Raw genomic sequence first — 17,789 nt, forward strand, 5'->3', positions numbered from 1 at the left:
CAAAATTAAACCAACCGCTCGTCCCAAAAATAATTCTCTGTCCTCACCAAACTTACTTTCTCCAAAAAATCAGGGTGTTTGGTGCTGATCAAATAATTGTATTCCTGAGAAATAACAGCAGAAGGAACCTTTAAAACCAGCGATTGCCTGCTTTTGTACCAATCACTGCCGATTTGCTGCAATTTTGAATATGCACTGACGCTTCTCCAATTCTCCGGCAAATTATTTTGTAGAACAGCAGTAAAAAGTTTTTCTTCATCCGCAACAGAAATAATCAGCATTCGGTAAGCAAAAGCCGGAGCAATATTATTTCGATGAACAACCAATTCCAACGTAGAAAGCGAGCGCGAACTTCCGGTATAAACCACAAATTCGTCGGGATTGTTCCATCGGTTTGCGGCACCGGAAGCGGTTAATCTTTTGGAAAATGCTTCTTTTACAATCCTAAAAACTTCCATCTATTTAGGCATTGTCTCCATATTCCATTCCTGTAAGCCGGTCATCAATAAATTTCATCCCACTTCCCGTATTCATAAAAGTGATTGGCGCCTTTTTATCAAAGTAAAAGTTGTCTCCTTCCAGCCATTGCAAAAAGTTTTTAATACTGCCAAAAACTTCGGCTCCGTGCCTAATTAGAGATAATATGATTAGCGCGTGTTCCTTAATACTATCCTTAATCTGCGCACCGGGTTTGGTATAGGTACGATAAGTTTTTACGCTGATATCAAGCCAACCTGCAATTTTTTCATCGGTAAAAGAAGTAATGTCTTTTATCGCTTTAAAATGTTGGTAATTAGCTTTATTACTTTGAATCAAACCTAAAGTAGCAGCCGGGTCAATTTTGGAAGGAATATAACTCAGCATTGGTTCTTCAAATGTTCCCATATTCAAATTTAGTAATTTTCCCTTTTGCAAAAAGTAACTTTCCCTTTTTTGTTTTTCAAAATTCTTGATACTTCTTTTACCGCCTATAATTCTGATAAATTGTATTTGCTAATTTTGCAGCTTAATTCTGCCTGAATATGATCCTCAAAAAAGAAAAGAAATATATCCCCGAAAACTTAGAGATTAAGTGGGAAAACCTGGAACCGATTTTTATCGAACTGCAAAATCGTGCCATCCATTCGGTTGAAGATCTGGAACAATGGCTGCGCGACCGGAGCGAACTGGAAGCGGCGTTGGAAGAAGATTTTGCCTGGCGCTACATCCGCATGACTTGCGATACCACCAACGAAGAACTACTGCAAAGTTTCCAATATTTTGCAACCGAAATCGAACCGAAAATTGCGCCGTTAAACAACGATTTGAACAAAAAGCTGATGGATTCTCCTTTTAAAGATCAATTGAACGAAGAAAAGTATTTCATTTTGCTGCGCGGGATTAAGAAATCGTTGGAATTGTTCCGCGAAGAAAACATCCCGCTGCAAACCGAATTGCAGGTTGAACAGCAAAAATATCAATCTATCACCGGCGGGATGTCGGTTTTTATTGACGAAAAAGAATATACGCTGGAGCAAGCCGCTGTCTTTTTAAAAGACCTGAACCGTGAGAAACGCCAGCAGGTTTGGGAGAAAATCACGTTCCGCCGTTTGCAGGACAAAGATCAATTGGATACTCTTTTTAACCACCTAAAAACAGTACGTCATCAGGTTGCTTTAAATGCCGGCTTCGAGAACTTTCGTGATTATATGTTCCAAGCTTTAGGCCGGTTTGATTATACGCCGCACGATTGCTACAAATTCCACGAAGCGATTGAAACTGAAATTGTCCCGATTTTGCACGAACAGGCCGAAAAACGCAAAGCAGCTTTGGGTTTGGAAACGTTAAAACCATGGGACACGGAAGTTGATATTTCAGGAAAACCAGCTTTAAAACCTTTTTACAGCGGCGAAGAACTGATCGGAAAATCCATCCGTTGTTTAAACAACATCAACCCAGATTTGGGCGAAAAGCTGAACACGATGCGCGAATACGGTTTGTTTGATGTGGAAAGCCGAAAAGGCAAAGCACCGGGCGGTTACAATTATCCGTTGGCCGAAACCGGTGCACCTTTTATCTTTATGAATTCGGCGGGAACTTTTCGTGATCTAACCACAATGGTGCATGAAGGCGGACACGCAATCCATACTTTTTTAACTGCCGATTTAGAGCTGAACGATTTTAAACATTGCCCAAGTGAAGTGGCTGAGTTGGCTTCGATGTCAATGGAACTGATTTCCATGGATAACTGGAATGTTTATTTTGAAAACGAAGAAGATTTGAAACGCGCCAAACGCGACCAGCTTTTTGATGTTTTAAAAACGCTTCCCTGGGTTGCCGTGGTTGATCAGTTTCAGCATTGGATTTATACCAATCCGGATCATACTTCGGAACAAAGAACCGAAGCCTGGACGCAAATTTACGAGCAGTTTGGAGCCGGTTTTGTAGATTGGAGCGAACACCGCGAAGCCGAACAAAACCTGTGGCAAAAGCAGTTGCATATTTTTGAAGTGCCTTTTTATTATATTGAATATGGCATGGCGCAATTGGGCGCAATTGCGGTTTGGAAAAATTACAAAGAAAACCCCGAAAAAGGTTTGCAGCAATATTTGGATGCATTGAAGTTAGGCTACACCAAAACCATCAAAGAAATTTACGAAACGGCCGGCATCAAATTTGATTTTAGTGCCGAATACGTAAAAGAACTGGCCGCTTTTGTAAAAGCAGAAATGGACAAAATTTAACAATCACCAATTTTTACCCGGTAAAAACAGTATGTCAGTTTTCTTAACCAATACTGTTTTTATCGGTGTTTTTTCAGTATTGCCTTGGATATTTTTATACGAAAAACAAACCCTCAACCCAAAAAATTATGGCTTCAACAGCATCAGCATCCATCGAAACCCAAAACGGCGAACTTGTTTTTACCGGAACGGCTACCAGCGTTTCTATCTTTTTTAACTATTTGAAAGCCGGCCGCAACACCGAAACTTTTTTGGAAGATTATCCGAAAGTTAAACTGCAACAAGTTTTGGATGTACTGGAAACGGCAGAGCAACAGTTAAATAACTTAGGCTGATTGGCTTTTGCTGCTTCCAAAAATCCCCCTGTCCCACTTGGGCGATTGCAGGAATGGATGTCGGTCAATCCAAAAGAGCCAAATTGAAGTAACTACAATTCCCAAAGCAGAACCGGCGGTTACGTCAATCAAAAAATGTTCGCTCAAATACATGCGCGAGTAGGCAATTAAAACGGCAAAAATGAGCATGAACGACCCCCACCATTTCTTTTTGGCCACATAAGTTAAAACCAAAGCGGCAGTAAAGGCAGAAACCGAATGGCCAGACGGAAAGCTGTTGGTATCCAGTATTGTTACGCCTTTTACCAAATAAATCCCGCTTAGTTTTTTGGCAAAAAACAAGTGCGGTCGTGGCGCTTTTACCAAATGTTTGATGGTTTGAGAAATGATAAAGCTGATGATATAACTTGTCGCCAGCAAAAACCCTTTTCTAAAATTAATCAAAAAAACGATGATGGCGATGATGGTACAGCCCAAACTATCGCCCAAATTAGTGAGGTTTTCAAAAAAAACATCGGCAAAAGCAGTATGGATATGGTTGATGGCAAAATAAATTTCTTCTTTGCTAAAAACCAGCATCAACAAAACACAAAACGCCAGCAAAACCATATATGGATACAAAAGCGAACTGATTTTATGCAAAAATTCGGATAACTTAACTTTCATTCGTTCAATTTAAAGCTTTCAAACTTTTATTGTAGTTATTTTTTGATAAGTTTGGTCAAAGTGTAAACGCAATAATACGGTAAATGAACAAAAGTATATTCCGCAAAAAATCAGTTTCTAAATTATTGGAAGATCTTGCTTCCGGTTATGGCGACAGTGAACACGCAGCCGGCGGAGGAAAATTAAATAAAGTACTGCGTACCAAAGATTTAACCTTTATGGGCATTGCGGCCGTTATTGGCGCAGGCATTTTTTCGACCATCGGCGTGGCTTCTTACAACGGCGGCCCGGGCGTTTCAATTTTGTTTGTGATTACGGCCGTTACCTGCGGTTTTTCGGCTTTGTGCTATGCCGAATTTGCTTCGCGGATACCGGTTTCGGGCAGTGCCTACACGTATGCTTATGCTTCTTTTGGCGAGCTGATTGCCTGGATCATCGGTTGGGATTTGCTGATGGAATACGCCATCGGAAACATTGCGGTGGCCATTTCCTGGAGCAAATATTTTACCAATTTGATGGAAGGTTTCCACATCCATATTCCCGGCTTTTTAACCATGGATTATTTGTCGGCTTTTCGCGGGTTTGAGCAGTTGCAAAAACTAAAAGTAGGCGGCGGCGCGGTTGATGAAAACGTACGTTTGGCAGCATCAGCTTGGAGCAGCGCGCCGCAAATTGGCAGTTTAAAAATCATTGCGGATATTCCTGCTTTGTTTATTGTTTTCATCATCACCTGGCTGGTTTATACCGGCATTAAGGAAACCAAAAAAGCAACCAATGCAATGGTGATGCTGAAAATTGCCGTGGTTCTGGGCGTCATTGTTCTTGGTTTTTTTTATGTAAAACCGGTCAACTGGAGCCCGTTTATGCCCAATGGTTTTGCTGGTGTGATGAAAGGCGTTTCGGGCGTGTTTTTTGCTTATATTGGTTTTGATGCGATTTCTACAACAGCCGAAGAATGCGAAAATCCGCAGCGTGATTTGCCCCGCGGCATGATCTATTCGCTCATTATTTGTACCGTTTTATACATTTTAATTGCGCTGGTGCTAACCGGAATGGTGAATTACAAGGAGTTGCAGGTAGAAGACCCGCTGGCTTTTGTTTTCGCACGCATCGGTTTAAAAAACATCAGTTATGTCATTTCCATCAGTGCGGTTATTGCCACAGCAAGTGTTTTGCTGATTTTCCAGATGGGCCAGCCGCGTATTTGGATGAGCATGAGCCGCGATGGTTTGCTGCCGAAAGCTTTTTCGCGCATCCATCCAAAATACCAAACGCCTTCTTTTGCAACGATAGTTACCGGTTTTGTGGTAGCTGTTCCGGCTTTGTTTTTGAATTTGACGGAAGTAACCGATCTAACCAGCATCGGTACTTTGTTTGCTTTTGTGCTGGTTTGCGGCGGCGTTTTGCTGCTGCCAAAAGAAGACAAAGCATCGGAAGGCGAACATAAAAAGTTCAAAATTCCTTATGTCAACTCCAAATACATTGTGCCGGTTTTGTTTTTGGTTGGCTTGGTGGTGATGTGGAAACCATTTGTCGCCCTGTTCCACTACACCGGCGATCACGATAAATTACCATATTTTCTGTTTATCGGGCTTTCTGCCGTCATCACTGTTTTGTCGTTTCTTAAAAATTTGTCGCTGATACCTGTTTTAGGTTTGATAAGCTGCTTTTATTTGATGACCGAACTGGGCTACACCAACTGGTTGCGGTTTTTGATTTGGCTGGTCATCGGTTTGGTTATTTATTTTACGTACAGCTATCGGCACAGCAAATTAAACACGGCAGCATAGATTGGCAATGCTTCTTTTACCACACAAATTTTAGTGTGGTAAAAGAAGTATTCGTATTTTTTTTAATGTATTGGCCGATGCTTCTTTTAGCGCACAAATTTTAGTGTGATAAAAGAAGCATCGGCTTTTGTTAGTGGATTTGTATCCTTTTGATGTTGACAGGTTCTGCTTCGGCCAGCAAAAGCGGAACTTTTTCTACCGTTACAAAACTCAAATCGAGGCCGAAACCGCGTTCTTCGGATAAACTCAGTTCTTTCAACAACAAATAATACTCCATTGTGAACTGCTCATAAAAAGAAAGGTTGTGCGACCTGGAAAGGATTTTTTCCAACACGATAAACCTGAAATCGCCTACTATTTTGTGCCGGTTTAACGAGATGTATTTGCTGGTAATGTCGGCTTCTCCGTTTTTAACCAAATCTTCCACCACTTTTCTAAATAAAATATTGATGCGCTGCTCTACCCGGAAACCCAGTTTAAAATCAATCCGGATCAATTTTCCCGGCACCAAAAATTCTACTTTGTAATCGCACATGTGGGGTTCGTCCATCACATCAACATGCACCAGCCAATAAATATCGGCACGCTTTGGCTGTTTTTGCAGAATGGAATAAATGATCTTGGATTCGATTTCGGAACTAAAATTGGCACTGGTAAGATAAACCAATTGCGATGCAAATTTCGGTACAGATTCGTCTTCGCTCAACTCTTTGATGATCTCGTAATAATCGCTCAGTTCCACAAATTTGATATACCGGTTCCTGATTTTTCGTGCCGAATGCCAGGCCCACATCACCGAAAACAACAAAAACCCGATCATCACCGTAAACCAGCCGCCATGAACAAACTTGGCTAAATTACTAGCCAAAAATGTCCCTTCGATCAATACATAAACGGTAAAGAAAGTATAAACAAGGTAACTCGGATATTTTTTGCGTTTTAGGTAAACGGAGACTAATATGGTGGTCATCAGCATCGCAATGGTGATGCTTAAACCATAAGCCGATTCCATTCTTTCCGATCTCCTAAAAATGGCAACAACCGTTAAACAACCAGCCCAAAGCAGCCAGTTGACGCTTGGAATATACAATTGCCCTTTTTGGTTAGTGGGATAATTGATTTTGATCTTTGGCCATAAATTTAACCTTACCGCTTCTGAAATCAATGTAAACGAACCGGAGATCAAGGCCTGGCTGGCAATAATAGCAGCCATTGTGGCAATGCCAATGCCAAAAATCAAAAACCAGGAAGGCATAATTTCATAAAAAGGGTTTTGCGTGCCCAACTTTAAATTCTCGTGCTGCAACAACCAGACAGCCTGCCCCAGATAATTTAAAACAAGACAGGTTTTAACATAAACCCAGCTTACGCGGATATTTTCCCGGCCAGTATGGCCCAGGTCAGAATAAAGCGCTTCGGCACCGGTTGTACACAAAAACACAGCGCCCAAAATAATAAAGGCGTTAGGGTTATGTACCAAAAGCAAATAGGCATAATAAGGGTTAAGCGCTTTAAAAATGCCCGGCATCTGGATGATATAAGAAATACCCAGCACGGCCATCATGGTAAACCAAATAACCATAATCGGCCCAAATGCCTTGCCCACCACAGAGGTGCCAAACTGCTGGATCAAAAACAAAGCAGTGATAATGGCAACCACAATATAAATAGTGGGCAGCCCTTTGTAAATAATATCCAAACCTTGTATGGCCGAAGAAATGGTGATTGGCGGCGTGATAATACCATCGGCCAGCAAGGCGCAACCACCAACTACGGCTGGTACAATTAACCATTTGGCTTTTTTTCGAACCAAAGAAAACAAGGAAAAAATGCCGCCTTCGCCTTTATTATCGGCTTGTAAAGTAATCACGACATATTTTAAAGTAGTTTGCAGGGTAAGTGTCCAAAAAATGCAAGACATTCCACCTAAAATAAGTATGTTTGAAATGGGCTGACTGTTTACAATGGCCGTAAAAACATACAAAGGCGATGTTCCAATATCACCATATATAATCCCTAAACTTATTAAAAAACCGGCAGCAGAAAACTTGTGGAGATTTTTATGGTTCACGCTTTATGGGTAAATCAAACAATAATGTAACATGTGCAGAATATATAAGTATAATACAAGGCCCGCTTTAAATATGGCACGAATTTAGACATTTTTATATATGTTAATTATTGTTAAATTAATACTGTTTTTATCGGTGTAATTTTTAGTGCATTAGTAAATCTATACTTTTGGTTAGGATTTTTATACATGAAACACAACTACCCTATTTTAAGCCCTATCATTGTATTGCTGACTGCGGTGCTGTTAATGAGTTTTGTGTGGCAAAAAAGTGTTTTGCCAAAAGTTAAGTTTGACAGCATCCCTTCAAAATTTCAAACCAAAACTGAACATACATCTTATCTAAAAAACGGTTTAAAAGTAACTTTGCCTGCTATTAAACCTACTCAATACCAGGCTACTGCCAATAAACAAACCTCAGACAAGGTAGAAAACGAAAAACTGCTTTCGGATGTCAGCATCTACCCAAACCCGATTACGGACAAGCTTAACCTAACTTACAACGTCAGAAAAAACACCACCGTTTCCATCAAAATTATGGATGTTTTGGGCAATGAGGTGTTGACATTATTATCGCAACGTGTAGAAGCCGGCGAGCAAAAAAATACTTTCCAGATCAGTAGCAGGCTTTCCAGTGGTTTTTATTTTGTACGAATGATCGTAGGCACAGAATCTGTTATTAAGCGCATTTCTGTACTGTAACAGCTATTTTATAACAAAAGCGCTACTGTTTTATAACGGTGGCGCTTTTTTATTTTTTAGTTTTGAAAAAAATTACCCGAATGAAAATCATCGCAATTGGCCGGAATTATGCCGAACACGCCAAAGAATTGAATAACCCAATACCTGCGGCACCAGTTATTTTTTTGAAACCTGATACCGCTATTTTAAAAGACAATAAGCCTTTTTACCATCCGGATTTTTCGGAAGACATCCACCACGAAATAGAAATTGTGCTGAAAGTAAGCAAGGAAGGCAAAAATATCAGCGAAAAATTTGCCGCCACTTATTATGATGAAATTGGTCTGGGCATTGATTTTACCGCCCGGGACATTCAGCAAAAACACAAAGAAAAAGGCTTGCCCTGGGAATTGGCCAAAGGGTTTGACAATTCTGCACCAATCAGCAATTTTGTGCCGAAAACCCAGTTCCCGGATATTTACCAGATCAGTTTTCATTTGGATGTGAACCAGGAAACGCGGCAAACCGGAAACACAAAAGACCTGCTTTTTTCTTTCGAACAGATCATTGTGTTTGTTTCTCAATACATTACATTAAAAAAAGGCGATTTGATATTTACCGGAACCCCGGCAGGCGTTTCGCGCGTAAAAGCAGGCGATCATTTAGAAGGCTACTTGGAAAACGAGAAGCTGCTTGATTTTTTTGTCCGCTGATATGCCAAGATATTTTCTACCTGTTTTTTGTTTTTTATTGAGTTTTTGTACGAATTTAAAAGCACAAATTTTTACTGAAAACAGCAGTTTTCCCCAAAGCATTTACCGTTATCCGCCAGCTTATTTTCGTTATCCTTTGGATTTGCCGCCCAGTACGGCCGGTTCTTTTGCCGAATTGCGGGCCAATCATTTTCATTCGGGATTGGATTTTAAAACCAATCAACGTACAGGTTATCCAATCCATGTCGTTGCCGATGGTTATGTTTCTCGGCTGCGCGTGCAGTATGGCGGTTTTGGTTTGGCGGTTTACATCAACCATCCAAACGGTTTTACTTCGGTTTACGGGCATTTGGAAAGATTAACGCCAGAGTTGGCCAAGATCATCAAAGATTATCAATACAAAAACCAGGTTTGGGACGCCGATTTTGTGCTTCAGCCAAACCAGGCACCATTGCAAAAAGGCGATGTTTTTGCCTGGTCGGGCAATGCTGGCGCTTCTGCCGGCCCGCATTTGCATTTCGAGATCAGGGACACAAAATCCGAACAAACCATCAACCCTCAATTGTTTGGCTTAACTATTCCTGATCATGTTTCGCCAAATATTTATGCCATTGCAGCTTATCACCTCGATGGAAAACCATTTAGTGAGAATACGGCCAAACAGTTTATTCCGGTTGTTGGCAGCGCAGGAAATTACCGGCTAAAAGAAGCATCGCCCGTCCGTTTGAGCGGACAATGTGCTTTTGGTATCACCACAAACGATATGAACAGCACTTCGATGAACCACAACGGCATTTACTCGATCCAATTAAATGCCGATGGCAAAACTGTTTTTGTTTTTACGGTTGACCGTTTTGCTTTTGATCAAACACATGCCATCAATTCGCATATTGATTATCCAGCTTTTTTAACTTATGGCCGATGGATACAAAAAAGCTTTATTGACCCCGGCAACCAGATCGGTTTGTACAACGGAACCCAAAACCGCGGTTTGATTGATTTTAACGATGACGCCATCCACGATTTGGAATATGTAGTTAAAGATATTGCCGGCAACACATCTGTTCTTAAGTTCCAGGTAAAATCTTCGCCGCCTTCGCTATCAGCAGAAACCATTTCAACAAAAGGCACTTTTTTTAAGTACGACCAGCCAAATACTTTTTCTACCGATCAGGTTAAAGTTGTTCTTCCTGCCGGAGATTTGTACGATAATTTAGATTTTGTTTACGCCGCTTTGTCCAAAAAAGCTACTGGTTATTCTGCGGTCCATCGTATCCATAACCGTTTTACACCGTTGCACGATAGTTTTGAATTATGGATAAAACCGGATGTTTCTTTAGGAACTAATACCAACAAAGCAGTGATTGTAAATACCGGCGGAGGCGCGCAGCCCAGCGTTTTTCAGGATGGTTTTGTTAAAGCCAACGTACGCAGCTTTGGCGATTATTATGTTGCTTTGGATACCATCGCGCCAACGATTTCGCCCGTCAACATCACCGAAGGGAAAAACATGGCGGGAAGCACGAACCTAAGTTTCAGAATTGGCGATAATTTATCCGGGATTAAAAGTTATAATGCTTACTTAGATGGTCAATGGGTTTTACTGGAACACGATTACAAATCGAAACTGTTCCGCTATTTTTTTGATGAACATTGTCCTTCCGGGAAACACAAATTGGATCTAATTGCGGTTGATATGAAAGACAATTTGAAAAAGCTGACACTAAATTTTTACCGATAAAAGAAGCATTTGAAATTATGGCAACCAAAAACACGGTTTTAAAAGAAGGCAACAAAGCACCGGATTTTACCGCAAAAGACCAAAATGGAAAAACCGTTTCGTTAACCGGTTTTTTGGACAAAACGTTGATCTTGTACTTTTATCCAAAAGACGATACGCCGGGCTGCACGGCCGAAGCTTGCAGTTTTCGCGATAATTACGAATCGTTGTTGCAGCAAGGTTATAATGTAGTTGGCGTGAGTACGGACGATGAGAAAGCACACAAAAAGTTTGAAAACAAATACAGTTTGCCTTTTCCGTTGATTGCTGATACGGACCATAAAATTGTGGAAAGCTACGGCGTTTGGGTAGAGAAAAACATGTATGGAAAATTGTATATGGGCACCGCACGGACTACTTTTTTGATTGATAAAAACAGCATCATCCAAAAAATTATTGAAAAAGTAGATACCAAAAACTCTTCACAGCAAGTGTTGGATTTGCTGGCTTAGCTTTAAAAAATCAATACAAATGTTCCGCCGATAATTAGCCCGGCACCAAGCAATGTTTTTGTGGTCAATGGTTCGCCCAAAAATATGGCTGAAAGCAAAATGGCCAATGCCACGCTTAATTTATCAACCGGCGCCACTTGCGATACTTCGCCCAGTTGCAACGCTTTAAAGTAAAAAATCCAGGACAGGCCGGTTGCACAGCCCGAAAGCAGCAGGAAAACCCAGTTGTGCGGCGTTAGTTGTTGCGCTTGTTTTGCGCTTCCTTTAAACAAAACAATGCCCCAGGCAATAAACAAAATCACAACGGTACGGATAGCGGTTGCCAAATCAGAATTAACATTTTTAATCCCGATCTTGGCAAAAATAGCTGTCAAGGCTGCAAAAACTGCGGAAAGTAAGGCGTAGATCCACCACATAGTTTATATTTTTTTGTTGTTTGATACTTCTTTTAACACCTAAAAATGAAGCAGTTTGTTTTGAATGATGTAAAGTTGTGCCGATATTATTCTTAATCAAATAATAATTAAGGGTATAAAAGGTTAAGTTTGTTTAATAAAATCCGATAAACCAAACATAATTGTTAGATGTCCACACAGATTGAAGATACCGAGATACTCGAAAAGTTTCAAAACGAAAAAACACGCAATGAGGCTTTTAATCTGTTGCTGAAAAAATATCAGCAAAAAATATACTGGCACGTACGCCGTATGGTGATTGACCATGACGATGCAGACGATTTGGTGCAGGAAATTTTTGTAAAAGTTTGGAAAAACCTGCTTGGCTTTCGCAACGATGCGCAGCTTTATACTTGGATGTACCGCATTGCCACCAACGAGTGCATCACATTTTTGAACCGTAAAAAACTCAAAAATAATATTTCTTTTGATGACGTGGCTTACGAACTATCAGAATCGCTGACCGAATCTGCTTATTTTGACGGCGATAAAGCGCAGCGAAAATTGCAGCAAGCCATACTTACTCTGCCTGAAAAACAAAGGTTGGTATTTAATTTGAAGTACTTTGACGAGATGAAATACGAAGAAATGTCGGAGGTTTTGGGTACCAGCGTTGGCGCTTTAAAATCTTCTTTTCATTTGGCCGTTAAAAAGATTGAAGCTTATTTGCTGGCAGAAGATTAATCGAAAACTATTTTAAACCTTTTCAAAGAAACTGATTCTATCCTTGTGTGATGAGTGATAATACTGAAAATATGGACTGGTTAAACGATTCTCCTGCTTTAAAAGCACAAAGCAGGAAAAACCCGTTCCTGGTCCCCGATCATTTTTTCGAGGAACAGCAGGAACATATCCATTCGGCTATTTATGCAGATGGGCTGAAGCAAAAAACCTCGTCTGCCGGTTTTACGGTTCCGGATGGTTATTTTGAAAATATGCAGGGGCAAATTCTTTCGGTTGTTAAATTGGAAGAAATGCGCGCTGCAAACCCGATGGCTGCAAAATCAGATGCGTTTTTTGACGAGCAGCAAAGCGTTATTGCTGCCCGTATCAAAATAAACGAATATGCAGCATTGGGGAGCGGTTTTACCGTTCCTGATAATTATTTTAATGATTTGTCAAACCGGATCACCGAAAAAACAGGCATAAAAGAAGCATTGCAACCGGCAGCAAAAGTACGCAACCTGTTTACCCGCGCCGCTTGGAAATATGCGACGGCGGCTTGTATTGCAGTGGCAGTGGCAACGGGCTTTTATGTAAAACAATACCAGGCGGCTCACAACATACAAACCCAGCTTTCTAATTTGCCGGATGCGGATATCGAAAATTATTTAAAAATTAATGCCGATACTTACGATAATCACATTATTTTAGAAAACAGTACTTCTGATGCTGGGTTATCAGATATTAAAAACGACCAAACGGGTATCGACAGCAACGAGACCAACAACTTTTAAAAGTTGTGTTATGAATTCAAGAAATTTAACAATGATCAAAATATACGGCACCGGCCTTTTGTTGCTGCTTTTGTTTGGCAAAACCGAATGGAGCCATGCACAAAACTTCCGTGTTCCTTCCCGTGGCAACCAGGACGTGAGGAGCAATTTCAGCAACAGTAATATTGATAATTCGGTCGGCATGCACAAGATACAATCCATTAAAATGGATTATATTTCGGATAATTTGCACCTTTCTTCTGATGAAGCAGATAAATTTTGGCCGGTGTATAACCAATATCAAAACGAACTGAACGTGGTTTTGCACCAAAAACGTCAAAACATGCTCAATTCGAGCAAAAACCCGCAAGACATTGTGAACGATAACTTAGATTACGACTCTAAGATTTTAAACATTAAAAAACATTACAAAGATGAATTTGCCCGGATTTTGCCTTCGGATAAACTGGCGCAATTTTATAAAAGCGAACGCTCTTTTAATGAGGAAATGATCAAAAGGCTGAAATATCAAAAAGGCAACGATGGGAATTAAACTTTACTAAAACATAGGTAAAAGGCTTTTAACACTTGTTAAAAGCCTTTTGTATTTTTGCACATGCTCACCCAAAAACAGCTTTTTTTGCTGAATGTTGCCCAAACCTCCAACTCACCACGATTATTAGAAATTGAGCGAGCCGAAGGACTGTATCTGTACGACGGCGAAGGCAAAGCGTACATGGATTTGGTTTCAGGTTTTGCCGTAAGCAACACTGGCCACCGTCATCCGGAAGTGGTACAAGCCATTAAAAACCAGGTTGATTTGTATATGCATTTGAGTGTTTACGGCGAGTTTGTGCAAACGCCGCAGGTAAAGCTGGCGCAAAAAATCACCTCGCTCCTGCCGCAAACGCTCAACTCGGTTTACTTTGTTAACTCGGGCACGGAAGCAACCGAAGGCGCCATGAAATTAGCTAAACGTTTTACTGGCCGACACGAAATTATTGCCTATAAAAACAGCTATCACGGCAGTTCGCAAGGTGCGTTGAGTTTGATGGGAAATGAAGAATTTAAGCAAGCTTATCGCCCGTTACTTCCGGGAGTTAAATTCATCAACTTTAACCAACAACAAGATTTAGCACAAATTACAACGGAAACCGCGGCCGTCATTATAGAAACGATTCAGGGAGAAGCTGGAGTGCGCGTTCCTGATTTGGATTACATGCTTCTTTTACGGCATAAATGTTGGCAAACCGGCACGTTATTAATTATGGACGAGATACAAAGCGGTTTGGGCCGAACAGGGAAACTGTTTGCTTTTGAGCATTTCAACATCGTTCCTGATATTTTGCTGACTGCAAAAGCATTCGGTGGCGGTATGCCTTTGGGCGCTTTTATCGCACCAAAACACATCATGGATGCGTTGAAAGAAAACCCAATTTTAGGTCACATTACTACTTTTGGCGGCCATCCAGTTTGCTGCGCGGCTGGTTTAGCTTCGCTAGAAGTAATTTTGGAAGAAGATTTAATGAAAACCGTTCCGGAAAAAGAAAACTTGTTCCGAAAATTGCTTCAACATTACGAAATCAAAGAAATTAGAGGAAAAGGTTTAATGCTTTCCATTCAACTCAGCAGTTTTGCACAAGTAGAAAATGTCAGCAAACGGTGTATAGAAAACGGTGTGATTGTAGATTGGTTTTTACATTGCGAAACCGCTTTGCGCATTGCTCCGCCGCTGATTATTACTTTGGAAGAGATCGAAAAGGCTTGTAAAGTAATTTTGGAAGCAATTGAATTTTGCTCTTGATACTGTTTTTATGCCGATAAAAACAGTATCACGCCATTTTGTTCCTTTTGATTAAATATGCTTTTAAAACTTGATCATAACCGTCGTGCAAATTCGCATCCACCAAATCAATGTGATATTGCGCGCACTTCAACTCCAAATTATGGCGGTATTTATTTAAAGCTGAACGGTAACCTTCACGGATTTCGTTGGGATGAATTTTCATTTCAGCACCGCTTTCCAAATCCACAAAATGATACGGCCGGTTTTCAAAATTAAACTCCAACTCTTTTTGATGATCGGAAATGTTAAAGATCACGACCTCGTGTTTGCTGTGTTTTAAATGTTGCAAGGCTGCAAACAAGTTAGCCGATTTTTGTTCGTCCAACGCATTTTCCAGCATATCACTAAAAATAACAATCAACGAACGTTTGTGAACCTGACCGGCCAGTTGATGCAAAACGGTTGAAATTTCGGTAGCTTGTTTGCTCTTTTTATCCTGCAAAACTTTTTCCAATTGCGCAAAAAGGTAAAAAAGATGCGCCGAAGTTGATTTGGCCGGACTGATAAAATTGACTTCACCAGAAAACAAACACAAACCAAAAGCGTCGCGCTGTTTTTTAAACAGATACATTAAAGAAGCTGCAGCATAAACGCCAAATTCCAACTTGCTTAAACCTTTTTCTGGAAAGTTCATGCTGGAAGAAGTATCCAAAACTAAAAAACAGCGGAGGTTGGTTTCTTCTTCAAACTGTTTCACAAACAATTTATCGGTTCTGGCCATCAGTTTCCAATCCACATTGCGCACCGATTCGCCATTGTTATAAGCGCGATGCTCAGCAAATTCCACTGAGAACCCATGAAACGGACTTTGGTGCAAACCGGTTATAAAACCTTCTACCACTTGCTTGGCCAGCAGTTCGAGGTTGGCAAATTGTTGGATTTCCTGGTTGAGGCTTAAAGCGTTACTCATTGTATAAAGCTAACAATTTCAATTTGTCAATCTGAATTTAACCTAATAAAAAAGTATTCATTGTATAAAGCCTTGATCCCTTAACCTTTCAATTATCGCTTGCTCATCAAATGTTTCAAACTCGGATTTAAGGTATATCTCTGCTAAAAAACTATTTCCTTGGTATTATAAACATAAGTAACAACCCTTGCACCTCCACTTTTTCCTTTATTTGAACTTGAGATATTTAACCTGATTTTATACAAATTAGTTCGGACTTGAATGCCTGTTCGTGGCTCTCGTTCGAGCTGATTGATTAATTCTAAAATATCGTCCCGAATACCCTTATGCTTCTTAGCAATCCTTTTTAAAGAGTGATCAAAATCAAGCGTGTACTTTACTTCAAAGTTCATTTAAAAGGTCTCTTGCGTTCTTAAGTTCGATTTCACCTCTTTCCCATCTTTTAATGTCTGTAAGGGAACCTTTTAAAGACTCAAAAATTTGCTTTTCCTTTTTGTTCAATGGCCTTGGTTTACTTACAGCATCGCCCGAACTTTGAACATGGTAATCTATATCCAATGCTTTCAAAATTGCTTTCAGCGCTTTTTCAGATTTTTTATCTTCTGTGTTGATTGTGAACGTTGTCATAATCACAAATTTAATTAATTTTTCTGCTGAAATAGATATGCTAAAAGAAGCATCTTCAAAAATCAACCCCACAAAAAAACCCGGCTTATATAAGCCAGGTTTTTTATATGATAAAAGAAGTATTATACCAATTGTTTGTTCAGTTTGTCTGCTAAAACAGATTTTGGAACAGCACCAATTTGCTTGTCCACAATTTCGCCGTTCTTAAAAAACAACAAAGCCGGGATGTTACGAATGCCAAATTTCATGGAAATGCCCGGGTTGTTATCTACGTTTACTTTTCCAACTACGGCTTTATCGCCAAAGTCTTTTGAAATTTCTTCAACTACCGGTCCAACCATACGGCACGGTCCGCACCATTCTGCCCAAAAGTCAACCAAAACGGGTTTATCTGATTTTAACACAACTTCATCGAAGTTGGCATCTGTGATTTCTAAAGCCATAATATTTATGTTTAATAATGTTCTAACAAATATAGATAATCAATTTACTTGCCACGTTCCCGTTATGACAAGTTGACATTTTATAAACTATTAAATTGAAATGCTACTCCTCGTCAGGTAAAATTCCTAACTGAAAGCACAAAGCTTCAATAATTTCTTTTTGTTTTTCTTGATCGGTTATTTCACCATAAAATCCAGACAAACGCTTTTTATCTACGGCTCGAATCTGATGGCAAAGAACTATAGACTCATTAACTAAACCGTAATTACCACCAGCTAACGTTTGCTTCGTTAGGATAAATATTTCTGTTAGGTTTTCGGCTGGTTAAAGGAATGACGTTTACAATGTTTAGACCTTCATTTACCGAATTTTCACTAATAATCAAAACCGGCCTTGATTTTCCTTGCTCTGAGCCAACTACCGGATCGAGATTAGCTCTGTAAATAGACCAACGCTTAAACATTTATATTTCGAAATCTATTGCTTCAAAATCATCACTTATTTCTTTAACATCATTTAAATATAAAGGATCAGATGCCGCTTGTTTCATAAAATTAATTTTTTCAACCTTGGTCAATTTTTTCTCGTTTTTTTGATTTTGTTTTAACGCTGCTATGCACAATTCCGCAATCTCAATTAATTCAGGATTTGGAATATATCCATTTTTAACACTTTCCTTCACGATAACTTTAATATCCTCAATTGGAATTTCACTGGAACTACTTGGACTAAACCCACCATTTGAAGTTGGATAACTATTTTTTAACGAAACAGCATTTTCATTCCAAGTTGCTTTTCCAAACTCTATTTTATGTCCATTGCCTAATTCTATTGTTCTTTCAACTTTCATACAAACTATT

At 39.8% G+C, this 17,789-nt stretch carries 23 protein-coding genes; 11 read left to right on the forward strand and 12 right to left on the reverse strand.

The genetic code is table 11. The features are described from left to right. Nucleotides 1-5: 5 nt before the first annotated feature. Entirely contained in the window at nucleotides 6-458 is a 453-nt protein-coding gene (locus tag Q0192_RS00200) for an RES family NAD+ phosphorylase (RefSeq protein ID WP_299284280.1), read from the reverse strand. 4 nt (nucleotides 459-462) lie between these two features. Further along, a complete protein-coding gene (locus tag Q0192_RS00205; protein ID WP_299284283.1) occupies nucleotides 463-885 on the reverse strand; it encodes an MbcA/ParS/Xre antitoxin family protein in 423 nt (140 codons plus the stop codon). Nucleotides 886-1,022: 137 nt separating this feature from the next. Between Q0192_RS00205 and Q0192_RS00210 the strand changes: the two genes are divergently transcribed. Together Q0192_RS00210 and Q0192_RS00215 are read left to right on the forward strand one after the other, a co-directional pair. After that, the gene (locus tag Q0192_RS00210) at nucleotides 1,023-2,723 is read left to right on the forward strand and encodes a M3 family oligoendopeptidase (protein ID WP_299284286.1); all 1,701 of its coding nucleotides are present in this window, start codon (nucleotides 1,023-1,025) and stop codon (nucleotides 2,721-2,723) included. 128 nt (nucleotides 2,724-2,851) lie between these two features. Beyond that, complete coding sequence (locus Q0192_RS00215) at nucleotides 2,852-3,058, forward strand: DUF433 domain-containing protein (RefSeq protein WP_299284289.1); 207 nt, start codon at nucleotides 2,852-2,854, stop codon at nucleotides 3,056-3,058. Here the strand turns inward: Q0192_RS00215 and Q0192_RS00220 are convergent. After that, nucleotides 3,050-3,724 (reverse strand): phosphatase PAP2 family protein, encoded by a 675-nt coding sequence (locus tag Q0192_RS00220; RefSeq protein ID WP_299284292.1) that lies wholly within the window; start codon nucleotides 3,722-3,724, stop codon nucleotides 3,050-3,052. The genes Q0192_RS00215 and Q0192_RS00220 overlap by 9 nt on opposite strands. An 83-nt stretch (nucleotides 3,725-3,807) precedes the next feature. Here Q0192_RS00220 and Q0192_RS00225 point away from each other — a divergent pair, with 83 nt between their 5' ends. Continuing rightward, nucleotides 3,808-5,514 (forward strand): amino acid permease, encoded by a 1,707-nt coding sequence (locus Q0192_RS00225; protein WP_299284295.1) that lies wholly within the window; start codon nucleotides 3,808-3,810, stop codon nucleotides 5,512-5,514. A 130-nt stretch (nucleotides 5,515-5,644) separates the two neighbouring features. Here the strand turns inward: Q0192_RS00225 and Q0192_RS00230 are convergent, their stop codons facing one another. Further along, nucleotides 5,645-7,585 (reverse strand): KUP/HAK/KT family potassium transporter, encoded by a 1,941-nt coding sequence (locus Q0192_RS00230; protein WP_299284298.1) that lies wholly within the window; start codon nucleotides 7,583-7,585, stop codon nucleotides 5,645-5,647. 189 nt (nucleotides 7,586-7,774) lie between these two features. On the opposite strand from Q0192_RS00230, the gene Q0192_RS00235 reads away from it, so the two are divergent. The 4 genes from Q0192_RS00235 (at nucleotide 7,775) to bcp (ending at nucleotide 11,211) form a co-directional block, all read left to right on the forward strand. Then, a complete protein-coding gene (locus Q0192_RS00235) occupies nucleotides 7,775-8,287 on the forward strand; it encodes a T9SS type A sorting domain-containing protein (protein WP_299284301.1) in 513 nt (170 codons plus the stop codon). Between the two features lie 80 nt (nucleotides 8,288-8,367). After that, a complete protein-coding gene (locus Q0192_RS00240; protein ID WP_299284304.1) occupies nucleotides 8,368-8,979 on the forward strand; it encodes a fumarylacetoacetate hydrolase family protein in 612 nt (203 codons plus the stop codon). Nucleotides 8,980-9,016: 37 nt separating this feature from the next. Beyond that, nucleotides 9,017-10,720, forward strand: a complete 1,704-nt coding sequence (locus Q0192_RS00245; RefSeq protein ID WP_299284306.1) for a M23 family metallopeptidase — start codon at nucleotides 9,017-9,019, stop codon at nucleotides 10,718-10,720. 17 nt (nucleotides 10,721-10,737) lie between these two features. Beyond that, nucleotides 10,738-11,211 (forward strand): thioredoxin-dependent thiol peroxidase, encoded by a 474-nt coding sequence (gene bcp, locus Q0192_RS00250; RefSeq protein WP_299284309.1) that lies wholly within the window; start codon nucleotides 10,738-10,740, stop codon nucleotides 11,209-11,211. A 2-nt stretch (nucleotides 11,212-11,213) separates the two neighbouring features. Here bcp and Q0192_RS00255 read toward each other — a convergent pair whose 3' ends face one another. Continuing rightward, nucleotides 11,214-11,627: an EamA family transporter gene (locus Q0192_RS00255; protein WP_299284312.1), complete on the reverse strand. Its 414-nt coding sequence runs from the start codon at nucleotides 11,625-11,627 to the stop codon at nucleotides 11,214-11,216. A 168-nt stretch (nucleotides 11,628-11,795) separates the two neighbouring features. Between Q0192_RS00255 and Q0192_RS00260 the strand changes: the two genes are divergently transcribed. The 4 genes from Q0192_RS00260 (at nucleotide 11,796) to Q0192_RS00275 (ending at nucleotide 14,906) form a co-directional block, all read left to right on the forward strand. Further along, nucleotides 11,796-12,350 carry a sigma-70 family RNA polymerase sigma factor gene (locus Q0192_RS00260; RefSeq protein ID WP_299284315.1) on the forward strand — a complete coding sequence of 185 codons (555 nt, stop codon included), beginning with the start codon at nucleotides 11,796-11,798 and terminating at the stop codon, nucleotides 12,348-12,350. Nucleotides 12,351-12,400: 50 nt separating this feature from the next. After that, on the forward strand, nucleotides 12,401-13,123 hold the full coding sequence (locus Q0192_RS00265; protein ID WP_299284318.1) for a hypothetical protein: 723 nt from the start codon (nucleotides 12,401-12,403) through the stop codon (nucleotides 13,121-13,123). Nucleotides 13,124-13,154: 31 nt separating this feature from the next. Continuing rightward, nucleotides 13,155-13,655 (forward strand): hypothetical protein, encoded by a 501-nt coding sequence (locus Q0192_RS00270; protein WP_299284321.1) that lies wholly within the window; start codon nucleotides 13,155-13,157, stop codon nucleotides 13,653-13,655. Nucleotides 13,656-13,718: 63 nt separating this feature from the next. After that, nucleotides 13,719-14,906 (forward strand): aspartate aminotransferase family protein, encoded by a 1,188-nt coding sequence (locus Q0192_RS00275; protein WP_299284324.1) that lies wholly within the window; start codon nucleotides 13,719-13,721, stop codon nucleotides 14,904-14,906. A gap of 28 nt (nucleotides 14,907-14,934) precedes the next feature. Here the strand turns inward: Q0192_RS00275 and Q0192_RS00280 are convergent, their stop codons facing one another. From Q0192_RS00280 to Q0192_RS00305, 7 genes are all read right to left on the reverse strand, one after another. Then, nucleotides 14,935-15,858, reverse strand: coding sequence for a DUF58 domain-containing protein (locus Q0192_RS00280; protein ID WP_299284327.1), 924 nt, complete (start codon nucleotides 15,856-15,858; stop codon nucleotides 14,935-14,937). A gap of 143 nt (nucleotides 15,859-16,001) precedes the next feature. Then, on the reverse strand, nucleotides 16,002-16,250 hold the full coding sequence (locus Q0192_RS00285; protein WP_299284330.1) for a hypothetical protein: 249 nt from the start codon (nucleotides 16,248-16,250) through the stop codon (nucleotides 16,002-16,004). After that, nucleotides 16,240-16,551 carry a hypothetical protein gene (locus Q0192_RS00290; RefSeq protein WP_299284333.1) on the reverse strand — a complete coding sequence of 104 codons (312 nt, stop codon included), beginning with the start codon at nucleotides 16,549-16,551 and terminating at the stop codon, nucleotides 16,240-16,242. The genes Q0192_RS00285 and Q0192_RS00290 overlap by 11 nt, the downstream gene beginning before the upstream one ends. Before the next feature lie 56 nt (nucleotides 16,552-16,607). Further along, complete coding sequence (gene trxA / locus Q0192_RS00295) at nucleotides 16,608-16,928, reverse strand: thioredoxin (protein WP_299284336.1); 321 nt, start codon at nucleotides 16,926-16,928, stop codon at nucleotides 16,608-16,610. A 103-nt stretch (nucleotides 16,929-17,031) separates the two neighbouring features. Beyond that, nucleotides 17,032-17,232, reverse strand: coding sequence for a type II toxin-antitoxin system PemK/MazF family toxin (locus Q0192_RS18690; RefSeq protein ID WP_366518123.1), 201 nt, complete (start codon nucleotides 17,230-17,232; stop codon nucleotides 17,032-17,034). Further along, a complete protein-coding gene (locus tag Q0192_RS00300) occupies nucleotides 17,195-17,392 on the reverse strand; it encodes a type II toxin-antitoxin system PemK/MazF family toxin (protein ID WP_299284339.1) in 198 nt (65 codons plus the stop codon). The genes Q0192_RS18690 and Q0192_RS00300 overlap by 38 nt, the downstream gene beginning before the upstream one ends. After that, nucleotides 17,393-17,779 (reverse strand): hypothetical protein, encoded by a 387-nt coding sequence (locus Q0192_RS00305; protein WP_299284342.1) that lies wholly within the window; start codon nucleotides 17,777-17,779, stop codon nucleotides 17,393-17,395. It lies immediately after the preceding gene. Between the last annotated feature and the right edge of the window lie 10 nt (nucleotides 17,780-17,789).

Origin of the sequence: uncultured Mucilaginibacter sp., from assembly GCF_937859865.1 — a bacterium.
In the GTDB taxonomy this organism is placed as follows: Bacteria; Bacteroidota; Bacteroidia; order Sphingobacteriales; family Sphingobacteriaceae; genus Mucilaginibacter_A.